This is a genomic window from Agarivorans litoreus (assembly GCF_019649015.1).
In the GTDB taxonomy this organism is placed as follows: Bacteria; Pseudomonadota; Gammaproteobacteria; order Enterobacterales; family Celerinatantimonadaceae; genus Agarivorans; species Agarivorans litoreus.
The window spans coordinates 2,097,055-2,120,000 of sequence record NZ_BLPI01000001.1; the positions used below are offsets into that span (position 1 = coordinate 2,097,055).

A 22,946-nucleotide genomic window follows, 5' to 3' on the forward strand; every position below is an offset into this window, starting at 1 on the left:
GTTTTTTACTAATATCACTTCGCTCATAAGGTGGGTATTGCCACTCTCGCTCTACAACAGTGTCTTGGTTCATCTTAAAATCACCTTCCCAGTGTGGCTGTTATTACGAACCAGCAGATGACATTTCAATGAACAATCAGCAGCAATTTGTTAGCCCATGTATTTACTAAATTTGTTAGAATCAGCCAACAGCAATTCCGCTTAAATTAATGTTTCCTGAACAATGACTCTTAGCCAGAAAAAACGCGCTCAAATCATCAATGCAGCTATCGCTGAATTTAAGGCTAGTGGCTATGCCGCCACCAGCATGGATCGCGTTGCTCAAACGGCTCAGGTAAGTAAACGCACTGTTTATAACCACTTCCCCAGTAAACAGGCTTTGTTTATTGGCATTGTTAGCATGATGCTAGATGTGATTTCTGCCGCTACAAAAATGGACTATTCCAGCAAACTGAGTTTGGCAGAGCAGCTGCAGCAACTGGCGCAAAAAGAATTAAGGTTATTTGCCGATCCCGAGTTTATCGACCTTGCTCGATTAGTGATTGCCGAAGCGATTCATATGCCAGAGCAAATGGTTGCAACCATGCAACATATGGCTACCTTAGAAAACAGCATCAATTATTGGTTTGAATGTGCCATTAAAGACGGACGCATCCAAAGTGAAAACCCTAGTTTGGTGAGTAGTCAGTTTTTATCGATGTTAAAAGGCCGCTGTTTTTGGCCACAAATTATCAACCGCATGCCAATGCCAAGCGCTGACGAACAAGCAGAACTTGTGCAAAGCAGCATTGCCATGTTCTTAAGTTATTACCAACCTAAGCCATAGAAGCTACGGTTTTTTATCGATGTCGCCAAGGTGGGCACAGCATGTTTAAAGTTATTGGTTTGATCGCCCTTTTAATGATTGGCACCCTGGTCGGCTTGGTGATGTTTCCACCGCCAAGTAGCGAGTTTCAAGATAGTCCTTTAGCAGAGCACAGCGTAAAACCGCAGTTAGTAGCCCAACTAAACGGCATACCAAATGCGGCCAGCCTTTTGTGGCTGCCAAAACAACAGCACTGGTTAATTGGCACGCTGGCACCACAAACCGTATTAGTCACTGGTTCTGCAAAACTGGCTTACCTTAACCCGCAACTCACCGAAGCCAAACTAGAAGAGTTACCCGCCAGTGGCGATATCGCCGATTTAGTCTTATTAGATGATCACCTAGTGGGTATTTCCAGCGATGCACGCTTGTTGTATTTTGAGCTAGCCGAACAAAGCTGGAAGTTTGTTGATAAGCGCAAGTGGTTACGCGACGGCTTACATCATAAAACCGCAGGTTTGGTCTGGGATCCACAAGCTCAACGTCTTTATACCTGCGAACGCGAAGGCCTAAAACGCTGTTATCGCGGCAACCGCGACGGTCAACAGCAACAAAGCTTTGAGCTAAGCCGCGCAGGCCAGCAAGATCAGCTCTCTCAATATCAGTTAGGCAGCATGACTTTGCATCAAGGTAGTTGGTTTGTTCTCAGCTCTCGATTCAGTAGCCTATTGGAAATTGAGCCACAATCTGGGGAAGTGCTGCAGGTAATAGCATTGGAGCAATCCGATACCGCGCAAGCCATTGCTAGCGACGGCGAGCAACTTTGGTTACTGTCGGTCATACGCCAGCAACCTGAGGCGGTTAAACTAGCAACAATTCCTTTGCCTTAAGCCCATTATAGGAGCACGCATGTTAAACGTAGGTATTATTGGATTTGGTTTATCTGGTCGAGTATTTCACGGCCCATTGATTAGCGCCCATCAGCAGCTGAATGTATTTGCCATCGCAAGCTCTCGCAAGCAAGAGATTACCGATGCTTACCCCCAGGCATTATGTTTGGACAGCGATACACTGATCAATCACCCCAACATTGATATTGTCGTTATCGCCAGCCCCAACTCGCTGCATGCAGAGCAAGCCGAACAAGCCATGCTAGCCGGCAAACATGTAATCGTTGAAAAACCCTTAGCTATAACCAGCGAACAATGTTTGCAACTGCAACAAATTGCAGACCAAACCGGAAAGTGTTTAAGCGTGTTTCATAATCGCCGCTGGGACAGTGACTTTTTAACTATCTCTCAGCTGCTTGCTAGCCAAAGCCTTGGTCGTATTCATAGTTATTCCGCCCATTTTCACCGCTATCGCCCGCTAGTGAAACAACGCTGGAAGGAGCTCGACCCTCAAGGCGGCGGAGTGCTCTACGATTTAGGCGCTCACCTTATCGATCAAGTCCTTAGCTTATTTGGTAAGCCAGACAAACTATGGGCTCATCTGGATACACAGCGTGACGGGGCGGTAACACCTGACAGCTTTGACCTACAGCTGATTTATCCCGACAAAAAAGTACAGCTTAGCTGTAATTCCTTAATGGTTGAGCCAGGCCCACGCTTTCAGCTACATGGTAGCAAAGGCTCCTATGCTAAATGGGGCATGGATCCTCAAGAGCAGCAACTTGCAGCTGGCTTGTCGGCCAATGCAGCCATATTTGGCCAAGATAATAATCGCAGCGAAATTCACTTAGCAGGCCAAGCCTTGTTGCATAAGTCATTAATTAAAGGCAATTATTTGGCTTTTTATGATAACTTTGTAAATGCAGTGACTAAGGGTGAACCACTTGCTGTAAGTGCTCAGCAAGCCAGCGAAGTAATTGCCTTAATCGAACTAGCTACTCTTAGCCACCAGCACCAAAGGATATGTTCGCTTAATTAGGCGAATAGCTTTTATCAACGACCCACTTTGCTTAGCCAAGGCTTGGGTGAGTGAGGTGGCAAAGTGATTACACTGTTAGCCTGTTTACTGGTGTTAAGCGGTGCATTTGTGCAATACACCATAGGGTTTGGCCTAGCGGTAATTGCTGCGCCGTTATTGTTCCAACTCTCCCCTGTTTATGTACCAGGCCCCATGGTTGTGGTTGCACTGGTAGTGGCAAGCTTAAGTGCCATTGAATACCGACACAGCATTGCATTTGGCGGCTTAAAAGCGGCGATTATCGGCCGCATCCCAGGCTCTATTGCGGGCGGACTTTTATTACTGTGGGCCGATCTAGCAAGCCTGTCATTTTGGTTAGGTTTGTCGGTAATTATCGCCGTAGCCATTAGCTTGTTTCCTATTCGTATCGCTCCCACACCTAGGCGTATGGCAATAGCCGGATTCATCTCTGGTTTTATGGGAACCAGTAGCTCAATTGGCGGCCCACCAATGGCCTTGCTATTACAACATCAGCAAGCCAGCTATTTACGAGCAAATCTGTCGGCTTTTTTTGTTGCTAGCTGCTTTATGTCGCTCATCGTGCAAACGTCGGTAGGATTTATGTCGCTAACACATTTATATGCGACTCTGCCTTTAATTCCTGCTGCGTTGTTAGGGGCTTTTCTGGGGCGACGCTACGGAAAACGCTTTCCACAGCAATGGATTCGTACATTCTCTTTAAGTTTATGTGCCATTTCTGGTGGAAGTGCCATGCTAAGTTATTTCTTAATGTCTTAGTAAAACGCTGCTTATTTCAACAGAATTTGATCTACCAACTTAATTTGTAATACAAAACAACATATACTACTGATTATCCTAAATTGATTGCTATAACTAGAGACTGTTGTGCCGAGCCAATCCTACCTTAAAAAGAATATCGCCTTAGCTTGGCCGCTCGCCTTAAACGGCCTATTGATGCAATCAATGTTGATGGTAGACACCTTATTGGTGTCTCCTCTGGGCGAGATCCCTCTAGCTGCTATGGGGATAGCTGCGACCCTGGTAGCCTTTATCATGGGCATTCAAATGGCCTTGGCCAACGGCTCTCAATTAGTGCTTAGTCGGGCAATAGGCTCGGGTAATAAGCAAGCCATTGCCAAAGGTTTTTGGTCTGGTTTAGCAATCAACGTGACTGTAGCGATAATCTTTTGGTTAGTGTTACACCTTGGTGACCAAGCCATTGTTGGCGCGCTCGCCGATGACATCGCGCTACAGCAACAAATTATGAGCTACTTAGCCATTTCTAAATACTTGGTGCTATTTACCGCCGTTACCCAAGTGATGATCGCCCTGCTCAACAGCCAAGGAAAAAGCAAAATCCCGCTGCAAGGCTACCTCATCGAAATGCCAATCAACGCTTTGCTATCTTATTTGCTCATTCATGGCTGGGGTGAGTTTTTGGGCATGGGTGTCGAGGGTGCTGCCTTGGGTAGCTTAATAGCTATCGTTATCCGCATGAGCTATTTGAGTTTGTGTTTGAAAGCCGATCAAAGCCTACAGCTAAGTTTAAATCAGTCGATGCCAGCCTTGTTTAATAGCATTCGACTACATAGTAAAGAAATCTTCCCGGTAGCGGTGAACGTTACCATCCTGCAAATTGGCATTAGCGTTTATCAGCTGCTGTACTCCCAGCTCAACATTAACGCTTACGTGGCGATTACTTTGGTAATGCCTTGGCTTAGGGCCGGCACCCAGTTTATTGCCGCTTGGGCACACTCTTCTGCAATTAGTATTAGCCAAGCTATTGGCTCAAGAAAGCTCGATGACTTAAGTGCAAATGTGAACAAAAGTATTGATGTTGCTGTAGCAATATCGGTGATTTGTGCGCTGTTATTTGCCGGGCTTAGTTTTATGCTGCCAAATATCTACCCAGATTTAGATGCCGAAACCTATCAAGCGCTTAGTCTCATCGCACCTTTGTATATCTTTTTACCGATAGTGCGGGGTTACAATACCGTGCATGGACATGCCTTACGCGCTTTAGGTAAAACCACCAGCGTGTTTAAAATCAACTTTATAGGGCAATGGCTAATCTCAATTCCACTGTGCGCACTGCTGATTCTTTATTTTGAAGTATCAATCTTTTGGGCCTTTGCTATTCAGCCCTTTGAAGAAATTGTAAAAGCCCTACCTTTTAGGCAGCTAGCACGTAAATATTTGAAAGAGTTTGATAGCAATAAGGCAGAAACGCTGATGTATGATTAGTAGGGGTTAGCCTAACCTTCATACAAATCATCACCCACTCGGTAAACCGGTAACTCAAATTTGTATTGGCTGCCAGCCATAATTAGTTGGCCTTGATAGCGGCTGTCGCCAGTGGAAGAAAATTCAAACTGATAGTAACGACACCAGCGCCAGTAGCCTGCCATTTTCTGCGGTTTTTCTTGCTTAAAATTTACTTCAAGTAGCTGTAGCTCTAGCGTCTTACATTTTTGTTTGATTAAGTGTTGGGCACGCTCAGCGTCTTTTCGGCGACGCCAAAAGAACATCACAATAAAGGTGAGCAGAAATATAGCTAACAGATCCATGGCGCCAACTTAGGTAAAGACTTTGCTTAAGATATTGGGACGGTATTGTGAATAACAAGTAAAACTATACAACGACTATTCACCAGAAATGGTGGCGATAATTTGCCGATGACCACCTTGATTACGATGCTCACCAAGGTAAATGCCCTGCCATATTCCCAATGCCAACTCGCCTCGGTTAATCGGCAAGGTTAGTTCGGCCCCTAACATGCTGCTTTTAATATGAGCGGGCATGTCGTCGGCGCCTTCGTAGGTGTGCTCAAAATAGGGGGCATTTTCCGGCACCATTTTGTTTAGATGAGCGTCTAAATCGGCTCGCACACTGGGATCTGCATTTTCATTCAAGCTTAAGCTGGCACTGGTGTGCTGCAATAACAGGTGGCACAAGCCCACTTTAAAATCTTGCAGCTCAGGTAACTGCAAAATTAATTCTTCAGTAATTAGATGAAAGCCGCGCGGTCGCGCCTTTAACCTTACCAAACGTTGTAACCACATGAAGCTAGGCCTTTTTTAATCTTTGTTTAAGACTAGCAGTGGCTAGCTTGGTTTGTAAACGCTTTGCTTAAGCAAAGCCTAAGCTTGTAGGCGTTTTGCCAGCAATTCGGCATTTCTTAAAGCCATAGCATAAATACTGAGTTGCGGATTAGCTCCTAGGCTAGTAGGAAACACAGAGCCATCAATCACACTTAAGCCATCCAGCCAGCGATAATTACCCTCTTCATCTACTAAGGATGTTTGTTCATCGCCTCCCATGGCACAGCCTCCCATCACATGCGCTGACGCTAAACGCGTAGCCAAGGCCTGCATTGGCAATTGCTCAATCATAGTCTTGGCCTGCGGCCATGAACTCACTAGCTTGCTTTGTTCATGCAAGGGAAATACTTGTTTAGCGCCTGCAGCAAACTGCAACTCAGCCATGCTCAATAACGCGCGACGCGCTCCGCGCCACACAAAGTCACTAATGGGATAATCCAACACAGGGCTTCCATCATCGCGAAGCTGCACCTGTCCGCCAATACTTTGCTCATTAAAGCCGTCGCGCAGCAGGGCAATGGTGACTTGAAGGTGGTTAATCTGCTGCATCATGTCACTATGAAACTGACCAAAGCCGCTAATTTTAGTGGCCAACAGAATAGGATGTACCGGAGGTACTTCCAGTTTGTAACCACACTCTCCTTCACTGCCTTCTCGCCATACAAAGTGATCGGAATACACCGATTGCGGTGCGCCTTGATGACTGTTTACCGCTTGCTCAAACACCGCCCCACTCATCACACTGGGGTGCAAAAAGGTTCGTTTACCCACTAGCTGATAAGGATCTGGAACCTTGGAGCGTAACAGCACAGCAGGACTACCAATAGCACCTGCCGACAACACGACCTGGCGCGCTTTAATCTTAATACTCTCGCCATGTAAGCGCTGCGAAGCATCTAAAGCCTGCAATTGCGCACCGGTGATAGCACCTTTATCGAAATGCAAAGTTTGCACTCGAAATCGACTTAACAAAGTGGCACCAGCATTGAGCGCAGCAGGAATGGTTGTTACTAACATCGACTGCTTAGCATTAGTTGGACAACCCATGCCACAGTAACCTAAGTCCCAACACTGTTTTACATTGCGAGGTATCGCTTGGTAAGACCACGCTAAAACCTCGCAGCCTTTCGCCAATAAAGCATTGTTTTGATTTGTTTGCAGCCAAGGGCTAATGCCCAACATTTGTTCTGCCTTAACAAAGTAAGGCGCCAGGCTTTGCGAATTTAGCTGCTTAAAACCCCAGCGCTGTTGCCAGTGCTGCAAAGTGGGCTCTGGAGTACGCAAAGAGGTGGTCCAATTCACCGTGGTTGAGCCGCCCACACAACGCCCTTGGAAAATGCTAATGGCTTTATCTTTGGTTTTTCGTGCAGCCGATTCTTGGTATAAGTCGGGGTAAGCGCTGCGCTCTTGCATCTTAAAGTCTTGACTGCTTTTGAGTGGCCCCTCATCCACAACCATTACTTTAAGCCCTGCCTGGCTAAGCACTTGCGCACTGATCCCGCCACCGGCACCACTGCCAATGATTAGTACGTCACAATCTAGCTCTTGCTCACCTTGTTGGTTGGCTCCATCAATATGTTGCCAGCCCGATGCTAGGCCCTCAGCAATAATATCTTTAATCATTCACTAAACCCCTAGCTTGCACTGGCAGGTGATAAGCTAATTCTGGCCATGCTGTTGGATCACCATACCAAGCGGCAGTGATCAGTTCATGTAAGCCTTGATAGGCTTGTCGTAATAGTTGTAGATAATGCTGCTGCCATTGCTGTAACAACAATAAGCGCTGCGCTATCGATAACTCACTAAGCCGGGCTGCACCGGCACTTAGCAATAACCAACCTCCACGAGAGGCTAATATCTCTAGTAGTTGATTTAACTCAGCTTGAGTGTGGGGTTCTAGAATGCTGAACGCTTGATCGATATTGGCCAGCACATGTTGCTTTCGCGCTACATCGTCGCTAGCCACAGCACCTTCTAAGAAAGCAGGAATTAAGTACCAAAACACCTGTTGGTATTGCGGCTTTAAAGTGAGCTTAGGCATAGGCTTAAAGTCTATGGAAGCAGGGCTTACCAGCCATGCTCCTCCGCTAGCTAGCGCAGCAGTAGCAATACTGTATTTTAACAATGAACGGCGACTGAGTTTCACTTGGCTCCCTGCCCTAAGACTTAAATTAAGATACCACTGGTAACTTATATAGACCTCACCACCTCTAAACACAAGTTTCCATGAGTAACTTATTTAAGGTTTGGATCAAAGCTCGCAAAACTTAGGTTTCTTTACCGGCAAGCTTGGCGGTATTATCACTTAATAATAGAACGCTACAGTAAACCTGCTCTCTCCCATAAGAGATTTGCCAAGAGCTAAGCAATTGCTAAATAGCTTTTAGCGCAATTAGTGACTAAGGTTTACCTATCAAGAGCTTAATGAATACCATTGTGAATACAGCTATTAAAAAACGCGCCATCAGCCCTGAACAAAAGCAATTACGCCGCCAACAGATACTCAGCACCGCTAAATTAGCCTTAGGCGAACATGGCTACGAACAGGTAGTACTTAGCCAACTTGCCGAACAACTAGAGCTATCAAAGCCGGCTTTGTATCGTTACTTTGCCAACAAAGAAAGCTTGTTTATGGCACTTTATTTAGAAGAGGCTAAACAGCTATTACTAGGGCTGGAACGTTTGTCTCAGCAAAATCTAAAACCTAGAGTATTAGCCGAGACCATTGCCGCTCAGCCTACCTTTTGTTACCTCTCGGCCATTTTGCATACGGTATTAGAAAAACAAGAGAATATCGAACAAGCCATCAGCTTTAAACGAGAGCTTAAAGGCATGGCCGAACAACTAGCCAAGTTGTTTTTACATTGGTCGCCTCAGCTAAGCCAACAACAAGCCCTCACTAAAGTGATGTTTCTTTATCAAGCCGTAATTGGTTGTTGGCATACCAGCCACCCTTCATCGACCATGCAGCAAGTGATGCAAAACGATGAGTTTGAAATTTTACGTTTAGACTTTGTCGACAGCTTAAGTTTACTGTTAGTTAAACTTCTAGCGGACTAGCCGCCGTTTCTATCAGCCAATCGGCCACTGCGCGCAAGCCTTGGTCGCGGCTGCGAGCTTGTTTATAACAAAGGTAGAAGTCGTAACCGGTATATACCGAAGAAACCGGTAGATCGACTAAGCTACCCTCGCGAATGTCTTTTTCCACCATAAAATCGCTCACTAGCGCAATACCTTGGCCAGTTTCCGCGGCTTCTAAGGCGAGTACTTGGTGGCTAAAACTATGGAAGCCTTGATTGCTTGGCAGCGATATCCCCAAGCCCTTAGACCACACCGCCCAATCCCCACCTGGTTGCTGAGCATCTTCATCTAAGTCACAAGACAACAAGGGAAATTGTGGGAGTTCTTGCCGCCAGTTATTTTGATCGATTTCTTGATAAAAGCTCGGCGAACATACCGCCACCAACCGTTCTTTGTGCAATAAGTGGCTCACATAACCAGGAGCTGAATCAGCAAAACAAATGAACAAGTCACCAGTAGCGCTAGACAAGACCGGCTCCTCGGTAATCATTTGCAAGCGTAAATCAATTTCTGGATTACGCGCCCTAAAGCTTGGAAGCAAGGGTATCAAACGTTTTAAGGCAAATGAGCTGTAAGCAGTAAGCCTAAGTTGCGCAACCCCCTCACCTTTTACTTGGCGGGTGATGTGGCTTAATTCATTTAAAATACGCTCTACTTCGCTAAAGTAGCTGCGCCCAGCCTCACTTAGTTGTAGTTGGCGGCCAACTTTAATCAGCAAAGGCTCGGCTAAATACTCTTCAAGCAAGCGCAAGCGGTGGCTTACCGCGCTCTGGCTAATGCCTAATTCTTCGCCTGCTTTGGCGACACTTTGATTTCGCGCTACAGCCTCAAAGGCAATTAAGGCATTAAGTGGAGGTAGAGTTCTCATGCAAATACATTAAATTTTTTCATGTATTTTTAATTATTATCATTTTTTTAATGTTTAACAAGCTTCTACACTGCTGCTTCACCTATTAGCCATTAATTAACGGGAGGCAGCTATGCGTAACAATTCAACCTTTATTGCCATCCTCATTTTAGTGGTAGCTAATCAGATCGCAGTGCTGTCTGACGCACTGATGAAAGTAGCCGGAGAACAAGCCTCAGTATTTGAAATACTGCTATATCGCCAACTCAGCACGCTATTATTGCTATTGCCTTTATTTTTGCTCACCAAACAAAAACTGCCAGCAAAACCCTTAGTGCATGTAGTTCGTGGGCATTTGTGGCTAGCGGGCTCTGGCTGCATGGTGGTAGCCTTAATAGCGCTACCGCTAGCCACCGCTAATGCCTTATTTTACGCCGCACCCATTATGATGTTGCCACTAGGTATCTGGTTACACAAAAGCCCAGTAAACCGAACTCAAGTGGCTGCCGCATTCATTGGCTTTATCGGCGTGCTGGTAATTATTCGCCCCACCGAATTTAACTGGGGAGCTATCGCAGCTTTAGGCACGGCGCTTACACTTGCCTTAAGCAACTTAACGGTAAAGTACATTCCCAAACAAGAATCGGTAGTCACCAGCTTATTTTGGACCAACCTAATGGTTGTGCCGGCCACACTAACTCTGGCTTGGCCACACTTGCACAGTTTTAATTGGTCACTGCTTTACCTTGCGGGCGGCAGTAGCTTATTTATTTTGTTTTTACACGCTGGTTCGGTCATTGCCTATAAGTCGGCTAATGCCAACAGCATTGCTAGCGCCGAATACACCGGATTGATTGGTGCAGCAATCTTTGGCTGGTTATTTTTTAGTGAAATGCCCGACTGGTTAACCTGGCTTGGCGCGGCTCTAATTGTGGTACCTTTGGTATTGCAAAGCCCCTTACCTAAACAACTCGCCCTATGGAAAAAGCAGTTAAGCCAAAAGCGCGTAAAGCGTTCTGCTTCAGACACTGGCCTATAAGCTTAGGCCAGCAAGCTTATGGCCTAAGAAGCTTTAAATCTCGAAGAAAAGCTTTTACTGTCAACTTAGCTAAACAGCACTATAGAATTAACCGCTAAGGTACCTTAGGTAAATCAGTACAATCCATCAATAAATCAGCATAATACACTGCAATAATTAGCTGTAATGAGATTATACAATGCTTACCACCATCACCGTTGATTTTAGCTCGCCTTGTTAGCCTACAAAAACACCTTAACCACCTTACTGTTGCTGGTACTTAGCTTGCCGAGCCCAGCTAGCCAAGCGGAGCCGCTGCGTTTGGCCGCTGATCGCTGGTGCCCTTTTAATTGCCAAGTGAGCAGTCGCTCACCGGGTTACATCATCGAGATTGCACAGCAGGTTTTTGCGCCCGATTATCAAGTAAGCCTAGTTGAGATGCCCTGGTCACGTGCGCTGCGTCATACTCAAAAAGGTGTTTATCAAGCGGTGGTAGGGGCACTCGCCGGCGAAGCCGAAGGTTTTATTTACCCTAAGCTGGCCATTGGTAAAGCCCAGCAAGTACTAGTGATGCGTAGCGATAGTAACTGGCAGTATCAAGGCGTTCCTTCACTGGAAGACCTGACGATAGCGGTGATTGCTGATTATGACTACAACGATGAACTTGATGCCTATATTAGTGCTCATCAACATCGCCGTAATTTGGTGGTTGTTCGCAGTGAACAGGCGCTGGAGCGTATGCATAAGCTGCTGATGGAACGAAAAATTGATGGCTACGTCGAAGATAAAAGTGTAGTGAATTATTACACCCACCAACGGGGAGATAATAACGACATTCGCTTCGCCACTCGCTTTAGTAGCGAGCCAGTGTACATTGCGTTTTCTCCGGCTAACCCACAAAGCCCGGCTTTAGCTCATCGCTTAAGCGAAGGTATACAAGGTTTAAGAAACAGTGGAGAGTTAGCCAAAATTTTACAACGCTATGGACTTAGCGACTGGCAATAACATTGATGTGTAGAGCTTAAGTTAACTCTTAGTAACTTAAGCTTTGGAGCTTGATTCTGGCAACACGCTTTGCCAATCTATTTCTCCCTGCACCAAGCGTTCCTTAGCGGCTTTTGGTAATTGTTTAATGGCATATTCTAAGCGCATGGCCTGCTGCTTCGACGCCAAACATTGTTGATACACCAACTGTAGCGGGCCTTTTCCGCGTAGGGCTTTGGCACCTTTAACACCACCTTGTTGGTGCTCGGCAAAACGGCGCGCCACATCGGTAGTCACGCCGGTGTACAAATACTGTTGTTTGGTTCTAATAATATACAAAAACCACTCACTAGCAGCTTGTTGAACTACTAGAGAGTCATCACCAGACATTACGCTTCTATGCCTACAATCAACCACGGTGAATTAGCTTGATCGAGTTTGCGCTCTAAGTGCCACACTTCGGCAACATCGCTTTCTTGGCCGCTAACCTCATCACGTGTTTTACCGGTAAATTTAACGCTTACTTCGGCATTTAACATTGAGTGATCAGCACGAACCAGTTCGGCATCAATAAACACAACACTACTATTTATTTCCTCAGAACCGTATGAGCGACGCTCTTCAGCTAGGGCGTTGTATAGTTCAATGCTCAAGTATTCTTGCATCACCTCTAGCTTGTTGTCGTTCCAAGCGCGCTGCAGAGTATCAAAGTGACCACGAGCACCTTCTAAAAAGGCATTCGCGTCAAAACCTGCTGGCGGATTAAACGGCACGTCCTCTTCGCCTTCGCTAGCAAGTTGGCTAGCACTAGCAAAACCACCCTGTTGCCACTGTTGCTCTGCCTGAGGAGCTTGATAAGCCTGCGCGGGTTGGTGATTGATTGCCGCTGCCTTTTGTTGGTTGAGGCCACGTAAGAAACGCACCGCCACAAAGGCAATTAAAGCAAACAACAAAATATCCATCATCTGTAGGCCTTCAAAGGCCCCACCGCCAAGCAAAGCAGCAAACAAACCGCCGGCTAATAAGCCGCCTAACAATCCACCCATCATCCCTGAGCGACGGCCAGTATTTGCGGCAGTACCATTGTTTTGGTTCTGCTGCTGATTAGCCTGTTGATTAGTTTGGCTCGGTTGTTTTTTAAAGGTAGGTTGGCTTTTACCCCAAGACTTACCTCCACCAAAGCGTTTGGCCTCTGCGTCGGGGGTAATAATCAATACCGCCATCACCAACGCCATAACACTCATCAATTTTTTTAACATGCGCTCCGCCTTCTAAGGAGTAATTCAGCGATAAGCAGTGTAACCAGCTTGCAGCGAGGTTCAAGTGAAAACTATCTCAAGAACTAAGCAAGCTAAAGCACTACCACTTTAGTATTGATGTAAAACTTTTGTTACAGCTAGATGCAGCTTGTTCAATAGCCACTAATACACATTAAATTCAATAACTTAAACCCTTTTATAAACACTCAGATCAATTAGGGTTATTGCTTTGATTATTTTTTCGCCTAAGCTGGGGGAGTCAGCTAAAAATAATAATTCCGCTGACATAGACACTTACAAAAGACCAAAACAAAAAGGACTTAGCCATGATACTTCTCGTTGGCGGTGAAAAGGGGGGCAGTGGAAAAAGCTGTCTGGCCCAAAACTTGGCGGTGTATTTGAAACAACGCTTTAATACCGAAATTCTCTTGGTTGATTGCGATCCACAACGTACTAGCTCGGATTGGGTGCAAGCACGTAACGAGCAAGAAGACCTTCCAACCATTAACTGTGTGCAACTGTACGGCAACATTCGCAACGACTTACTTAGCCTACAAAATCGTTTCGACTTTGTGGTAGTAGATTGCGGAGGGCAAGATAGCAAAGCCCTGCGTTCGAGTATGGCCGTTGCCACCCACGCCATCGTTCCACTACGCCCTAAGCGGCGTGATATAAAAACCCTGCCCCATTTAGAAGAGTTAGTTAACACCTGTAAAGCGGTAAACTTTCATTTAAAAGAAGCCGTTGTGCTCACCCAATGCCCTTCGTTGCCAAGCCAATACAAGCGTATAGAAGAGGCCAAAGAGGTATGCAGAACCTACGGGTTAAATGTGCTAGACGCCATCACCTTTAATCGCAATATCTATGATGATAGCGAAGAGCGTGGCTACACGGTGTTGGAGCTTGAGCCGGAAGGAAAAGCAGCCCAAGAAATCCGCAATATTGCTGAAGAATTTATAGTATGTGAGCAAGGAGCGGCAGATCATGGCATTGCACGATCTCAAGAAAAAGCCTCGGGCTTCTAAACCAAAACAGTTTTGCGATGTAGATAGCTTTATTGCGCAAGCCGAGCTGTATGCTCGTGGCTGCGAAAATGTGGTGCACTTGCCGATACAAACCAGGCGAAATGCATCTAAGCAGACAGCAAAAAATGCCACGTTTAGCTTAAACCAAGCGGTAATTGCCGAGTTAGACCAAATAAAGCAAAAAACCGGTTTGTCTAAGTCTTACTTGGTGCGAGCTTTAACTCATCACTTAGCAGGTTTAGAAGAACCCAAACAACAGGCTATATTAAAGCCCAAATAGCCTTAAGCTACCTAAAGTAACTTAATCACCCAGCCAAAGGTGCTGGGTGAGAGGCACTTTATTATTGCGAAAGATAATCCCTTCATCCTCAAGACGCTGACGCTGACATTGATATTGCGGAGAGCCTTCTGGGAAGGAGATCATGCCTTTAGCATTAATCACTCTATGCCATGGTAAATTGGAGTTTTCGGGTAAGGTTTTTAAGCAGCGCCCTACTGCACGCGCCATTCGAGGATAACCAGCCATTTCGGCAACCCCGCCATAAGTGGCCACTTTCCCTTCTGGAATATGCCCAATCACCAACCAAAACTTAGCGAGGTAGTCTTGTTGCTCCATGTTTATACCAATCGTACTAAGTAACTGTTCATTCTATCTGGTTAAAATACTCGATAATAGCGTTAGAATTTTTGATTGTAGAATAACTACTTATCAAAAAAAACTGCCTTATTCTCGAGTGTTTTTCCTGCGTTATTTCTAATCACTTTCTTAGTGTGATTGGTATTACTTAGCTTTGCATCCATACTTCGCTAGCCCAATCCCAGATGCTATCCCACTCTGGCACTAGATCTTCTTGGCCTTGCCAGTAGCCAATTTCACCTTCTTGGCTAATGAAGTAGAAGTTGTCACCATTTTGGCAAATAGGAATAAACTCACGCGGTAATCCTAAGCTCCATGCGGTAGCCGCCACCTCTGGCAAATAAGTATGTAAGTAAGGGTCGCTAATGGTTACAGGCTCTAAGCTACCACAGATAACATTACTCACGGTAAGTTGGAAAGCACGCAGATCACTTGGCATGGGAATTAAGATAAGTTCTTCAACTTCAACTAATTGCGCTTCTGTTGGTAGCTCACTAGGATAGGCGCCAGACTGATCGGCAGCTCTAATTTCATCGATTAATTCTTGCATGCTTGTCTCTCCGCGGCATTGGCATACAATGCCTGTTGCTAAAACTGGTGCACAGCTTACCTAGAAGACTCTCAATCAGCAAAGGAATATCCATGCCACTTCACGCTATAACTGTAGAACCCGAGCAAGCTGCTCGCCATTGTATTATTTGGCTGCATGGCTTAGGCGCTGGTCCTGAAGATTTTGTACCTTTAGCTAAGCAATTTAAACTGCCCGATGAAGCAGCAGTGCGCTTTATCTTTCCAGCAGCGCCCGAGCGCGCCGTTACCGTTAACGCTGGCTACTTTATGCCCGCTTGGTACGACATACTGGCGTTTTCACCGCAGCGTAAAATTAATCAACAGCACTTAGAACAAGTAAGCCAAGAAATTAGCCAGCTAATTGAGCAACAACTTGCTCAAGGTATCCCCAGTAAAAACATTATTTTGGCCGGTTTCTCTCAAGGCGGTGCGGTGGCGTATCACTGTGCGTTAAACCTAGAGCATGCCTTAGGTGGTGTGTTGTGTATGTCTACCTACTTAGTCAATGAAAGCCTGCCTAAACAGCACTTCCAAGCTAATACGCCGATCCTCATCCAGCATGGCCGACAAGATGATGTTGTAGCCCCAAGCTTAGGTGAGCAAGCCTATCAGCAACTATCAGCTTTAGGCTACCAAGCGGAATTTGGCCTATTTGATATGGCACACAGTGTATCGCCAAGCCAAATAAAGGCGATTAAAGCGTGGATAGGCGCCCGTTTAAACTAAGTGATGGGCTTGCTTTAAGCACTCTAGGAAACAAGCCAATATCCGAGAGGGTTTGGGTGATATACGATTTACCGCTAAAAACGGACAGTCATAGCTAAACACCTCGCCACCAATGGCTCTAATCAGCCCTTGCTCCACAAAACTACGTGCATAATGGTCGGGCAAATAAGCCAAATAACTGCCCGACAATAATAAAGTTGCGACTGCTTCTTGGTCATAAGCGGTGGCATGTCGCTTAAAGCCTTTTTGCTGAGAAGTATCCATATTAGGTGAGTTGTGGCCAAGGCCAGCATATTTTTGGCTAACTATCTCTTGCTCGCTAATCGTAATATCACTGCGTTTAAACAAGGGGTGGTGATAGCCACAATACAGAGACATTTTTTCATCGAATAGCCACTGATAGGCCAAACTGGCAGATTGACGCGGTCCCGGCACCACACCAACATGATAACGCCCTTCTATCACTCCACTTTCGATCACCGATAAGGTTTCTACGTATAAATCTAAACTAACCTTGGGGGCTCGTTGGTCGAATAGCTGCAATGCTTGGGAAATTTTAGCTTCTTGGTTGGTGACGGTTTTATCGAACAAGGCAATGGCTAGGTTACCGGTCATCTCTTTGTGTAAGCCTTGAACGTCTGCGCGGAACTCATCTAAGGCGCCCATCAAACGTAAGCTTGATTGATAGATATGTTGTCCTTCGGCACTCAACACAAACCCAGCTCGCCCCCGCTGGCATAAGGTAACCCCAAGGCGGATCTCCAAATCCTTAACGTGTCGGCTAATGGTCGAGCGACCAATATTTAGTTCGACTTCGGCTGCCGAAATGCCTCCACATTCCACCACGACCCTAAAAACTTTGAGTAGGCGTAAATCAGTATCACTAAGTTGACCCAAGATCTTCTGCATTATGTTTCATCCTTATGAAACTTTAGATTCAAAGATACATATTTATGTAACTTAAAACCAGCATTAGGCTAAACACAGCATCTAGCTTTGCAAGGAGAAGCAAATGGCCACATTGCAAGACATGGGAATTACCCAAAATCAACTTAATAGCCACTGGATGGCATATACGGGAAATCGCCAATTCAAACAAGATCCACGAATGATTTGCCAAGCCAAGGGCAAATACTACTTTGATGCCGACGGTCGCAAAATATTTGATGGTTTGTCAGGGCTGTGGACTTGCGGCTTGGGACATGGCCGCCAAGAAATAGTAGATGCCATTGCCCAACAGGCCAGCCAGCTTGATTACTCTCCAGCGTTTCAGTTTGGCCACCCAAAATCATTTCAACTGGCAGAGCGAATTACCGAGTTTATGCCTGAAGGCTTAAACCGGGTATTTTTCACTGGTTCTGGCTCTGAATCTGCCGATACCTCACTGAAAATCGCTCGCGCTTATTGGCGTAAAAAAGGCCTTGCCAGTAAAACCAAGTTGATTGGCCGCGGCAAAGGCTATCACGGGGTAAACTTTGGCGGCATATCAGTGGGTGGCATAGGCCCAAATCGCGCCATATTTGGTGCCGGGGTAGATAGCGCCCACATGCGCCATACGGTATTGCCAGAAAATGCCTTTACCAAAGGCCAACCAAGCCAAGGCGCTGAACTCGCCAATGACTTAATTGACTTAATTGCCATGCATGATGCTTCCAATATAGCGGCAGTGATTGTTGAGCCTATGGCCGGCAGTGCAGGGGTAATTCCTCCGCCTATTGGCTACTTAAAACGTTTACGTGAGATTTGCGACCAACACCAAATCTTATTGATTTTCGATGAGGTGATTTGTGCTTTTGGCCGCTTAGGTTACAAAACCGGAGCAGAGGCCTGCGGCGTTACGCCAGACATCATTAACATGGCCAAGCAGCTCACCAACGGGGTCATTCCTATGGGAGCAGTGGCCTGCAAGCAAGAAATTTACGACACCTTTATGGAAGAAGGTGGTCCAAACTATATGTTAGAGCTGCCCCACGGCTATACCTACTCAGCTCACCCTATTGCTTGTGCCGCAGCACTTGCCTCTTTGGACTTATTGGAAAAAGAACAGATGTTCGAACAAGTAAGGGAAATGAGCCCAATACTTGAACATGCCGCGCATCAGCTAGGGCAGTTAGATTTAGTAAGCGATGTAAGAAACATGGGCTTAGCCGCAGGCTTAAGCCTGGTTCATGCACCCAGTGAGCCAGCACTTAATCCGTTTTTAGTGGCCCAACAAATGTGGCAAAAAGGATACTACGTGCGCTATGGCGCCGACACCATACAAATAGCGCCTCCGTTTAACGTAAGCGCAGCAGAAATCGACAGCCTATTTAATGCCTTAGGCGACTCCATTAATCAACTATCAGGCCAAGCCTAAGCCTATAAGGAAAGCTTTATGTCTATCATCGGTCATTTAATTAACGGCGAAAACCACAACGAGTATACGCGCTCACAAGATGTGTATAACCCTTCAACTGGTCAAGTCGCTAGCCAAGTTGCCTTGGCTGACAAAACCACGGTTGAGCAAGCCATTAGCGCCGCTCAACAGGCTTTTCCAGCTTGGAGAGATACGCCAGTGGCGAAACGAGCCCAAATTATGTTTCGCTACAAAACCTTGCTGGAAGAGAATGCCGAGCGCATTTGTGAACTGGTAGGCCAACAGCACGGAAAAATCGTCCATGACGCTATGGGCGAGCTTACACGTGGTATTGAAAATGTTGAATACGCCTGCGCTGCACCCGAGGTACTTAAAGGCGAACATTCGCGTAACGTTGGCCCAGGCATAGACTCATGGAGTGAATTCCAAGCCTTGGGAGTAGTAGCTGGGATAACCCCATTTAATTTCCCTGTGATGGTGCCAATGTGGATGTTCCCCATGGCACTTATGTGCGGCAATAGCTTTGTATTAAAACCCTCTGAGCGAGATCCGTCGGCGACAATGCTAATTGCCGAACTACTTCATCAAGCAGGATTACCAGCAGGTGTATTTAATGTCGTGAATGGCGATAAAGAAGCCGTAGATACCCTACTCACCGACCCGCGTGTTGCAGCGGTGAGCTTTGTAGGTTCTACCCCAATCGCCGAGTACATTTACAGCACCGCTACCGCCAATGGTAAGCGCTGCCAGGCCTTAGGCGGGGCAAAAAATCACGCCATCATCATGCCTGATGCCGATTTAGATAACGCAGTAAACTCTCTACTTGGCGCAGCTTTTGGCTCCTCGGGTGAACGTTGTATGGCCTTATCGGTTGCGGTTGCCGTAGGTGACGAAATTGCCGACAAGCTGGTAGATGGTTTAACTCAGCAAATGCAGAACCTAAAGGTTGGTGCCTACTCAGATAAAGAAAACGACTTTGGACCACTAATTAGTGCCGAACAGCGAGACAAAGTTGAAATGTACATTAGTAGTGCTGAAGCAGATGGCGCCACCGTAGTTGTAGATGGCCGCAATACTCAAGTAGCGGGCTACCCTGATGGCTTCTACGTTGGAGGAACCCTAATCGACCATGTCACCGAAACGATGAAAGCCTACCAAGAAGAGATTTTTGGACCGGTGTTGTGTGTGGTTCGAGTGGATAGCATGGAACAAGGTATGCAACTGATTAACAAGCACCAATTTGGTAATGGTACTTGCCTATATACCCGTGATGGAGAGGCAGCACGTTACTTCTCAGACAACATTCAAGTTGGAATGGTAGGTATTAACATTCCGCTTCCTGTGCCGGTTTCTTATCACAGCTTTGGTGGTTGGAAACGTTCTTTGTTTGGTGATTTACACGCCTACGGCCCTGATGCTGTGCGCTTTTATACTAAACGTAAAACCATTACCCAGCGTTGGCCATCAGCGTCGGTACGTGAAGGGGTAAATTTCTCATTCCCTAGCTAAAGGGCTTATTTGTCTTAGTAGCCCAGCTTAAGGCTGGGCTAAGTAGGTAGGCAGCTACTTATAAGATTTGTTTTAGCAAACGGTCAGCGCGCACCCTGTTTATTCGTTTTAGCAAGCGCTTCACTGGCAAGGGGTAATTAGCGAGGTTGTCTAAATCTGCCACACAATGCACTAACTTAGTGTGAGCCAATATATTATTCAGCTCAACCTGCTTTTGCTCATTCAATAATCCTTTCGGGTCATCAATCAATAAGCCATTCTCTAAGTCTAAGTTCCAAGCGCGTGGATTCAAGTTATTACCGGTTAACAAGCTATAGCGCTCATCAACCCACAAACCTTTTACATGAAAGCTATTATCTTGATGCGACCACAAATGAATACTTAACAAACCACTGTTTATGTATTTTAGCTGTCGTTTAACAAACTTAGACAAATTCAGCTCGTACAAATAAGGTAGCGCATGGATAACTTTAAAGTTTTCATCTGGCTTGCTGTAAAAGTCACTTGCGGTTTTATCGCCAACAATCAACTTTACTTTCACACCACTTTTTAAGGCTTTGCTAATTTCCCTAGACAAACTGCCCGGAGGATTAAAATAAGGTGTGCACATGGTTATTTGATGGCTGGCTTTAATGATCAGCTGGCGAATGGTTTTATTGAGTAAATTTTGGCGACGCCCCAAACCCAGTAAAGGTGTAATGCCAACTTCTGTTTCGTCACATTGCTGGGGATAGTAAGAGTATTGCTCACGTTGCAATGACAAGCGTAAACGACGAATCGCAGGCTTTAGCGAACGAGTGGTCACTGGCTCATTGGCCGATAAACTAGACACCGCTTCGCTATTCACTAGGTACTGTTCTACATAGTCAACCATCGCATTAGCCAAGCGAGCATTATGAATCAAGTGGTAGCGATCAAAGCGGTAACGCTGTTGCTGCGCCAAGTAAATATTGTTAATACTGGCACCGCTATACACTACCGTATCATCAATAATGCTACCTTTTAAATGCAGTACACCAAACAATTCGCGATTACTCACAGGCACACCGTAGAAGGTAATAAGGCCTGGGTAACGTAGTTCATACTCGCGGTACATCGCAGCGTTACCCTCGGCTTGTTCATCGCCAATTAAACCACGCTGAGCACGATGCCAATCAACTAAGACAACAACTTCTAGCTCTGGATTACCCTGTTTAGCAGTATACAAGCCTTCCATAATGCTGCGGCCAGCTTGATCATCCTCAAGATAAAGCGCAACGATATAAATTCGAGACTTAGCCTCGGCTATCCGCGTTAGCAAGGCAAGGCGATACTCTTCTGCACTCAGCAAGGTTTTAAACTGCAGTGGATCATGCGCAATTTGGGGAAGAGACTGTAACGATGCGTTACGAGAAAAACGTGGAGTCATTAATATAGATTCTTGATTGCTAGCATTATGCTTGGCTAATTGTAACAAAGGATCAGCTCAGTCACTAAGAAAGCTATCAACAAAGCGTAAAATTGCTGCTAGCTCCACACAACTATATATAGCGCACAAAGAAAAAGGGCTTCCCATTGGGAAGCCCTTTACTATTTGGAGCCTAGCAGTGACCTACTTTCACATGGGGAAGCCCCACACTATCATCGGCGCAGTTGCGTTTCACTTCTGAGTTCGGCATGGGGTCAGGTGGGTCCACAACGCTATTGCCACTAGGCAAAAACTTTTACATTGTTCACTCAAGCTAGTTGGCGAGGCCAAAATTTCCTTAGCTAGAGTAAAAAGCCCTCGTCGTTAGACGAGGGCTTAGTATAGGAGCCTGGCGGTGACCTACTTTCACATGGGGAAGCCCCACACTATCATCGGCGCAGTTGCGTTTCACTTCTGAGTTCGGCATGGAGTCAGGTGGGTCCACAACGCTATTGCCACCAGGCAAAAACTGTTGTCTTTAACATTCGAAAAAGCTGAAATACCTCATGAGCACTAACAAGCATTCATGGTTTCTAAATAAAGTGTCTATAAGCAACACCCTTTAGGTGTTGTATGGTTAAGCCTCACGGGTAATTAGTACAAGTTAGCTCAATGCCTCACAGCACTTACACACCTTGCCTATCAACGTTGTAGTCTCCAACGGCCCTTCAGAGGACTTAAAGTCCTAGTGAGAATTAATCTCGAGGCCTGCTTCCCGCTTAGATGCTTTCAGCGGTTATCAGTTCCGAACGTAGCTACTGGGCAATGCTATTGGCATAACAACCCAAACACCAGCGGTTCGTCCACTCCGGTCCTCTCGTACTAGGAGCAGCTCCCCTCAATTCTCAAACGCCCACGGCAGATAGGGACCGAACTGTCTCACGACGTTCTAAACCCAGCTCGCGTACCACTTTAAATGGCGAACAGCCATACCCTTGGGACCGACTTCAGCCCCAGGATGTGATGAGCCGACATCGAGGTGCCAAACACCGCCGTCGATATGAACTCTTGGGCGGTATCAGCCTGTTATCCCCGGAGTACCTTTTATCCGTTGAGCGATGGCCCTTCCATACAGAACCACCGGATCACTATGACCTACTTTCGTACCTGCTCGACGTGTCTGTCTCGCAGTTAAGCTGGCTTATGCCATTGCACTAACCGTATGATGTCCGACCATACTTAGCCAACCTTCGTGCTCCTCCGTTACTCTTTGGGAGGAGACCGCCCCAGTCAAACTACCCACCAGACACTGTCCGCATCCCGGATAACGGGACAACGTTAGAACATCAACACTACAAGGGTGGTATTTCAAGGTCGGCTCCACGTCATCTAGCGACAACGCTTCAAAGCCTCCCACCTATCCTACACATGTAGGGTCAATGTTCAGTGTCAAGCTGTAGTAAAGGTTCACGGGGTCTTTCCGTCTAGCCGCGGGTACACCGCATCTTCACGGCAATTTCAATTTCACTGAGTCTCGGGTGGAGACAGCTTGGCCATCATTACGCCATTCGTGCAGGTCGGAACTTACCCGACAAGGAATTTCGCTACCTTAGGACCGTTATAGTTACGGCCGCCGTTTACCGGGGCTTCGATCAATAGCTTCGCTTGCGCTAACCACATCAATTAACCTTCCGGCACCGGGCAGGCGTCAC

General features: G+C 46.2%; 24 protein-coding genes and 3 rRNA genes (1 of these 27 running past the window's edge). 13 read left to right on the forward strand and 14 right to left on the reverse strand.

Going from position 1 to position 22,946, the window contains the following annotated elements; all coding sequences use genetic code 11:
• The first annotated feature begins 223 nt into the window (after positions 1 to 223).
• The 5 genes from K5L93_RS09705 to K5L93_RS09725 all read left to right on the forward strand — a co-directional run bounded on the left by K5L93_RS09705 (position 224) and on the right by K5L93_RS09725 (position 4,978).
• On the forward strand, positions 224 to 826 hold the full coding sequence (locus K5L93_RS09705; protein ID WP_220719602.1) for a TetR/AcrR family transcriptional regulator: 603 nt from the start codon (positions 224 to 226) through the stop codon (positions 824 to 826).
• A gap of 41 nt (positions 827 to 867) precedes the next feature.
• Entirely contained in the window at positions 868 to 1,695 is an 828-nt protein-coding gene (locus K5L93_RS09710) for a hypothetical protein (RefSeq protein WP_220719603.1), read from the forward strand.
• A gap of 19 nt (positions 1,696 to 1,714) precedes the next feature.
• Complete coding sequence (locus tag K5L93_RS09715) at positions 1,715 to 2,734, forward strand: Gfo/Idh/MocA family oxidoreductase (protein ID WP_220719604.1); 1,020 nt, start codon at positions 1,715 to 1,717, stop codon at positions 2,732 to 2,734.
• 63 nt (positions 2,735 to 2,797) lie between these two features.
• On the forward strand, positions 2,798 to 3,511 hold the full coding sequence (locus tag K5L93_RS09720; protein WP_220719606.1) for a sulfite exporter TauE/SafE family protein: 714 nt from the start codon (positions 2,798 to 2,800) through the stop codon (positions 3,509 to 3,511).
• 108 nt (positions 3,512 to 3,619) lie between these two features.
• Positions 3,620 to 4,978 (forward strand): MATE family efflux transporter, encoded by a 1,359-nt coding sequence (locus tag K5L93_RS09725; protein WP_220719607.1) that lies wholly within the window; start codon positions 3,620 to 3,622, stop codon positions 4,976 to 4,978.
• 11 nt (positions 4,979 to 4,989) lie between these two features.
• Here the strand turns inward: K5L93_RS09725 and K5L93_RS09730 are convergent, their stop codons facing one another.
• The 4 genes from K5L93_RS09730 to K5L93_RS09745 form a co-directional block, all read right to left on the reverse strand.
• Entirely contained in the window at positions 4,990 to 5,301 is a 312-nt protein-coding gene (locus tag K5L93_RS09730; RefSeq protein WP_152783992.1) for a DUF3301 domain-containing protein, read from the reverse strand.
• Positions 5,302 to 5,376: 75 nt separating this feature from the next.
• Positions 5,377 to 5,796 (reverse strand): secondary thiamine-phosphate synthase enzyme YjbQ, encoded by a 420-nt coding sequence (locus K5L93_RS09735; RefSeq protein WP_220719608.1) that lies wholly within the window; start codon positions 5,794 to 5,796, stop codon positions 5,377 to 5,379.
• A gap of 78 nt (positions 5,797 to 5,874) precedes the next feature.
• Complete coding sequence (locus K5L93_RS09740) at positions 5,875 to 7,458, reverse strand: GMC family oxidoreductase N-terminal domain-containing protein (protein ID WP_220719609.1); 1,584 nt, start codon at positions 7,456 to 7,458, stop codon at positions 5,875 to 5,877.
• Positions 7,451 to 7,981, reverse strand: a complete 531-nt coding sequence (locus K5L93_RS09745) for a hypothetical protein (protein ID WP_220719610.1) — start codon at positions 7,979 to 7,981, stop codon at positions 7,451 to 7,453. The genes K5L93_RS09740 and K5L93_RS09745 overlap by 8 nt, the downstream gene beginning before the upstream one ends.
• Before the next feature lie 278 nt (positions 7,982 to 8,259).
• On the opposite strand from K5L93_RS09745, the gene K5L93_RS09750 reads away from it, so the two are divergent.
• Complete coding sequence (locus K5L93_RS09750; RefSeq protein ID WP_220719611.1) at positions 8,260 to 8,895, forward strand: TetR/AcrR family transcriptional regulator; 636 nt, start codon at positions 8,260 to 8,262, stop codon at positions 8,893 to 8,895.
• Here the strand turns inward: K5L93_RS09750 and K5L93_RS09755 are convergent.
• Positions 8,876 to 9,784 carry a LysR substrate-binding domain-containing protein gene (locus K5L93_RS09755; RefSeq protein ID WP_220719612.1) on the reverse strand — a complete coding sequence of 303 codons (909 nt, stop codon included), beginning with the start codon at positions 9,782 to 9,784 and terminating at the stop codon, positions 8,876 to 8,878. The two genes, K5L93_RS09750 and K5L93_RS09755, sit on opposite strands and share 20 nt — an antisense overlap.
• 112 nt (positions 9,785 to 9,896) lie before the next feature.
• On the opposite strand from K5L93_RS09755, the gene K5L93_RS09760 reads away from it, so the two are divergent.
• Together K5L93_RS09760 and K5L93_RS09765 are read left to right on the forward strand one after the other, a co-directional pair.
• Entirely contained in the window at positions 9,897 to 10,802 is a 906-nt protein-coding gene (locus K5L93_RS09760; protein ID WP_220719613.1) for a DMT family transporter, read from the forward strand.
• A 213-nt stretch (positions 10,803 to 11,015) separates the two neighbouring features.
• A complete protein-coding gene (locus tag K5L93_RS09765) occupies positions 11,016 to 11,786 on the forward strand; it encodes a substrate-binding periplasmic protein (protein ID WP_220719615.1) in 771 nt (256 codons plus the stop codon).
• A 36-nt stretch (positions 11,787 to 11,822) separates the two neighbouring features.
• On the opposite strand, the gene K5L93_RS09770 is transcribed toward K5L93_RS09765, so the two are convergent.
• Both K5L93_RS09770 and K5L93_RS09775 read right to left on the reverse strand, forming a co-directional pair.
• A complete protein-coding gene (locus K5L93_RS09770; RefSeq protein ID WP_220719617.1) occupies positions 11,823 to 12,155 on the reverse strand; it encodes a GIY-YIG nuclease family protein in 333 nt (110 codons plus the stop codon).
• On the reverse strand, positions 12,155 to 13,024 hold the full coding sequence (locus K5L93_RS09775) for a Tim44 domain-containing protein (protein WP_220719619.1): 870 nt from the start codon (positions 13,022 to 13,024) through the stop codon (positions 12,155 to 12,157). The genes K5L93_RS09770 and K5L93_RS09775 overlap by 1 nt, the downstream gene beginning before the upstream one ends.
• 326 nt (positions 13,025 to 13,350) lie before the next feature.
• Here K5L93_RS09775 and K5L93_RS09780 point away from each other — a divergent pair, with 326 nt between their 5' ends.
• Together K5L93_RS09780 and K5L93_RS09785 are read left to right on the forward strand one after the other, a co-directional pair.
• On the forward strand, positions 13,351 to 14,049 hold the full coding sequence (locus K5L93_RS09780; RefSeq protein ID WP_016403850.1) for an AAA family ATPase: 699 nt from the start codon (positions 13,351 to 13,353) through the stop codon (positions 14,047 to 14,049).
• The gene (locus K5L93_RS09785) at positions 14,009 to 14,329 is read left to right on the forward strand and encodes a YlcI/YnfO family protein (RefSeq protein ID WP_220719621.1); all 321 of its coding nucleotides are present in this window, start codon (positions 14,009 to 14,011) and stop codon (positions 14,327 to 14,329) included. The genes K5L93_RS09780 and K5L93_RS09785 overlap by 41 nt, the downstream gene beginning before the upstream one ends.
• Positions 14,330 to 14,350: 21 nt before the next feature.
• Here the strand turns inward: K5L93_RS09785 and K5L93_RS09790 are convergent, their stop codons facing one another.
• Together K5L93_RS09790 and K5L93_RS09795 are read right to left on the reverse strand one after the other, a co-directional pair.
• A complete protein-coding gene (locus K5L93_RS09790; RefSeq protein ID WP_220719623.1) occupies positions 14,351 to 14,665 on the reverse strand; it encodes an MGMT family protein in 315 nt (104 codons plus the stop codon).
• Positions 14,666 to 14,834: 169 nt separating this feature from the next.
• Positions 14,835 to 15,236, reverse strand: coding sequence for an SMI1/KNR4 family protein (locus K5L93_RS09795; RefSeq protein WP_220719624.1), 402 nt, complete (start codon positions 15,234 to 15,236; stop codon positions 14,835 to 14,837).
• 92 nt (positions 15,237 to 15,328) lie between these two features.
• Between K5L93_RS09795 and K5L93_RS09800 the strand changes: the two genes are divergently transcribed.
• Positions 15,329 to 15,982, forward strand: coding sequence for an alpha/beta hydrolase (locus K5L93_RS09800; RefSeq protein ID WP_220719625.1), 654 nt, complete (start codon positions 15,329 to 15,331; stop codon positions 15,980 to 15,982).
• On the opposite strand, the gene K5L93_RS09805 is transcribed toward K5L93_RS09800, so the two are convergent.
• On the reverse strand, positions 15,974 to 16,891 hold the full coding sequence (locus tag K5L93_RS09805; RefSeq protein ID WP_220719626.1) for a LysR family transcriptional regulator: 918 nt from the start codon (positions 16,889 to 16,891) through the stop codon (positions 15,974 to 15,976). The two genes, K5L93_RS09800 and K5L93_RS09805, sit on opposite strands and share 9 nt — an antisense overlap.
• A gap of 103 nt (positions 16,892 to 16,994) precedes the next feature.
• Here K5L93_RS09805 and aptA point away from each other — a divergent pair, with 103 nt between their 5' ends.
• Both aptA and K5L93_RS09815 read left to right on the forward strand, forming a co-directional pair.
• Entirely contained in the window at positions 16,995 to 18,338 is a 1,344-nt protein-coding gene (gene aptA / locus K5L93_RS09810) for an omega-aminotransferase AptA (protein WP_220719627.1), read from the forward strand.
• Positions 18,339 to 18,356: 18 nt separating this feature from the next.
• A complete protein-coding gene (locus K5L93_RS09815; protein ID WP_220719628.1) occupies positions 18,357 to 19,847 on the forward strand; it encodes a CoA-acylating methylmalonate-semialdehyde dehydrogenase in 1,491 nt (496 codons plus the stop codon).
• A 58-nt stretch (positions 19,848 to 19,905) separates the two neighbouring features.
• On the opposite strand, the gene pssA is transcribed toward K5L93_RS09815, so the two are convergent.
• The 4 genes from pssA to K5L93_RS09835 form a co-directional block, all read right to left on the reverse strand.
• Positions 19,906 to 21,255 (reverse strand): CDP-diacylglycerol--serine O-phosphatidyltransferase, encoded by a 1,350-nt coding sequence (gene pssA, locus K5L93_RS09820; protein WP_220719629.1) that lies wholly within the window; start codon positions 21,253 to 21,255, stop codon positions 19,906 to 19,908.
• Between the two features lie 170 nt (positions 21,256 to 21,425).
• Positions 21,426 to 21,541, reverse strand: a 5S ribosomal RNA gene (rrf, locus tag K5L93_RS09825).
• A gap of 100 nt (positions 21,542 to 21,641) precedes the next feature.
• Positions 21,642 to 21,757, reverse strand: a 5S ribosomal RNA gene (gene rrf / locus K5L93_RS09830).
• A 110-nt stretch (positions 21,758 to 21,867) separates the two neighbouring features.
• Positions 21,868 to 22,946 (reverse strand): 23S ribosomal RNA (locus K5L93_RS09835); it runs 1,809 nt beyond the window's last position.

Excerpts from the sequence above, each read along its gene's own strand:
- K5L93_RS09705 (WP_220719602.1), top strand. The coding sequence starts at position 224 with ATGACTCTTAGCCAGAAAAAACGCGCTCAAATCATCAATGCAGCTATC.
- K5L93_RS09710 (WP_220719603.1), top strand. The coding sequence starts at position 868 with ATGTTTAAAGTTATTGGTTTGATCGCCCTTTTAATGATTGGCACCCTG.
- K5L93_RS09715 (WP_220719604.1), top strand. The coding sequence starts at position 1,715 with ATGTTAAACGTAGGTATTATTGGATTTGGTTTATCTGGTCGAGTATTT.
- K5L93_RS09730 (WP_152783992.1), bottom strand. The coding sequence starts at position 5,301 with ATGGATCTGTTAGCTATATTTCTGCTCACCTTTATTGTGATGTTCTTT.
- K5L93_RS09735 (WP_220719608.1), bottom strand. The coding sequence starts at position 5,796 with ATGTGGTTACAACGTTTGGTAAGGTTAAAGGCGCGACCGCGCGGCTTT.
- K5L93_RS09740 (WP_220719609.1), bottom strand. The coding sequence starts at position 7,458 with ATGATTAAAGATATTATTGCTGAGGGCCTAGCATCGGGCTGGCAACAT.
- K5L93_RS09750 (WP_220719611.1), top strand. The coding sequence starts at position 8,260 with ATGAATACCATTGTGAATACAGCTATTAAAAAACGCGCCATCAGCCCT.
- K5L93_RS09755 (WP_220719612.1), bottom strand. The coding sequence starts at position 9,784 with ATGAGAACTCTACCTCCACTTAATGCCTTAATTGCCTTTGAGGCTGTA.
- K5L93_RS09760 (WP_220719613.1), top strand. The coding sequence starts at position 9,897 with ATGCGTAACAATTCAACCTTTATTGCCATCCTCATTTTAGTGGTAGCT.
- K5L93_RS09770 (WP_220719617.1), bottom strand. The coding sequence starts at position 12,155 with ATGTCTGGTGATGACTCTCTAGTAGTTCAACAAGCTGCTAGTGAGTGG.
- K5L93_RS09775 (WP_220719619.1), bottom strand. The coding sequence starts at position 13,024 with ATGTTAAAAAAATTGATGAGTGTTATGGCGTTGGTGATGGCGGTATTG.
- K5L93_RS09780 (WP_016403850.1), top strand. The coding sequence starts at position 13,351 with ATGATACTTCTCGTTGGCGGTGAAAAGGGGGGCAGTGGAAAAAGCTGT.
- K5L93_RS09785 (WP_220719621.1), top strand. The coding sequence starts at position 14,009 with ATGGCATTGCACGATCTCAAGAAAAAGCCTCGGGCTTCTAAACCAAAA.
- K5L93_RS09790 (WP_220719623.1), bottom strand. The coding sequence starts at position 14,665 with ATGGAGCAACAAGACTACCTCGCTAAGTTTTGGTTGGTGATTGGGCAT.
- K5L93_RS09795 (WP_220719624.1), bottom strand. The coding sequence starts at position 15,236 with ATGCAAGAATTAATCGATGAAATTAGAGCTGCCGATCAGTCTGGCGCC.
- K5L93_RS09800 (WP_220719625.1), top strand. The coding sequence starts at position 15,329 with ATGCCACTTCACGCTATAACTGTAGAACCCGAGCAAGCTGCTCGCCAT.
- K5L93_RS09805 (WP_220719626.1), bottom strand. The coding sequence starts at position 16,891 with ATGCAGAAGATCTTGGGTCAACTTAGTGATACTGATTTACGCCTACTC.
- aptA (WP_220719627.1), top strand. The coding sequence starts at position 16,995 with ATGGCCACATTGCAAGACATGGGAATTACCCAAAATCAACTTAATAGC.
- K5L93_RS09815 (WP_220719628.1), top strand. The coding sequence starts at position 18,357 with ATGTCTATCATCGGTCATTTAATTAACGGCGAAAACCACAACGAGTAT.
- pssA (WP_220719629.1), bottom strand. The coding sequence starts at position 21,255 with ATGACTCCACGTTTTTCTCGTAACGCATCGTTACAGTCTCTTCCCCAA.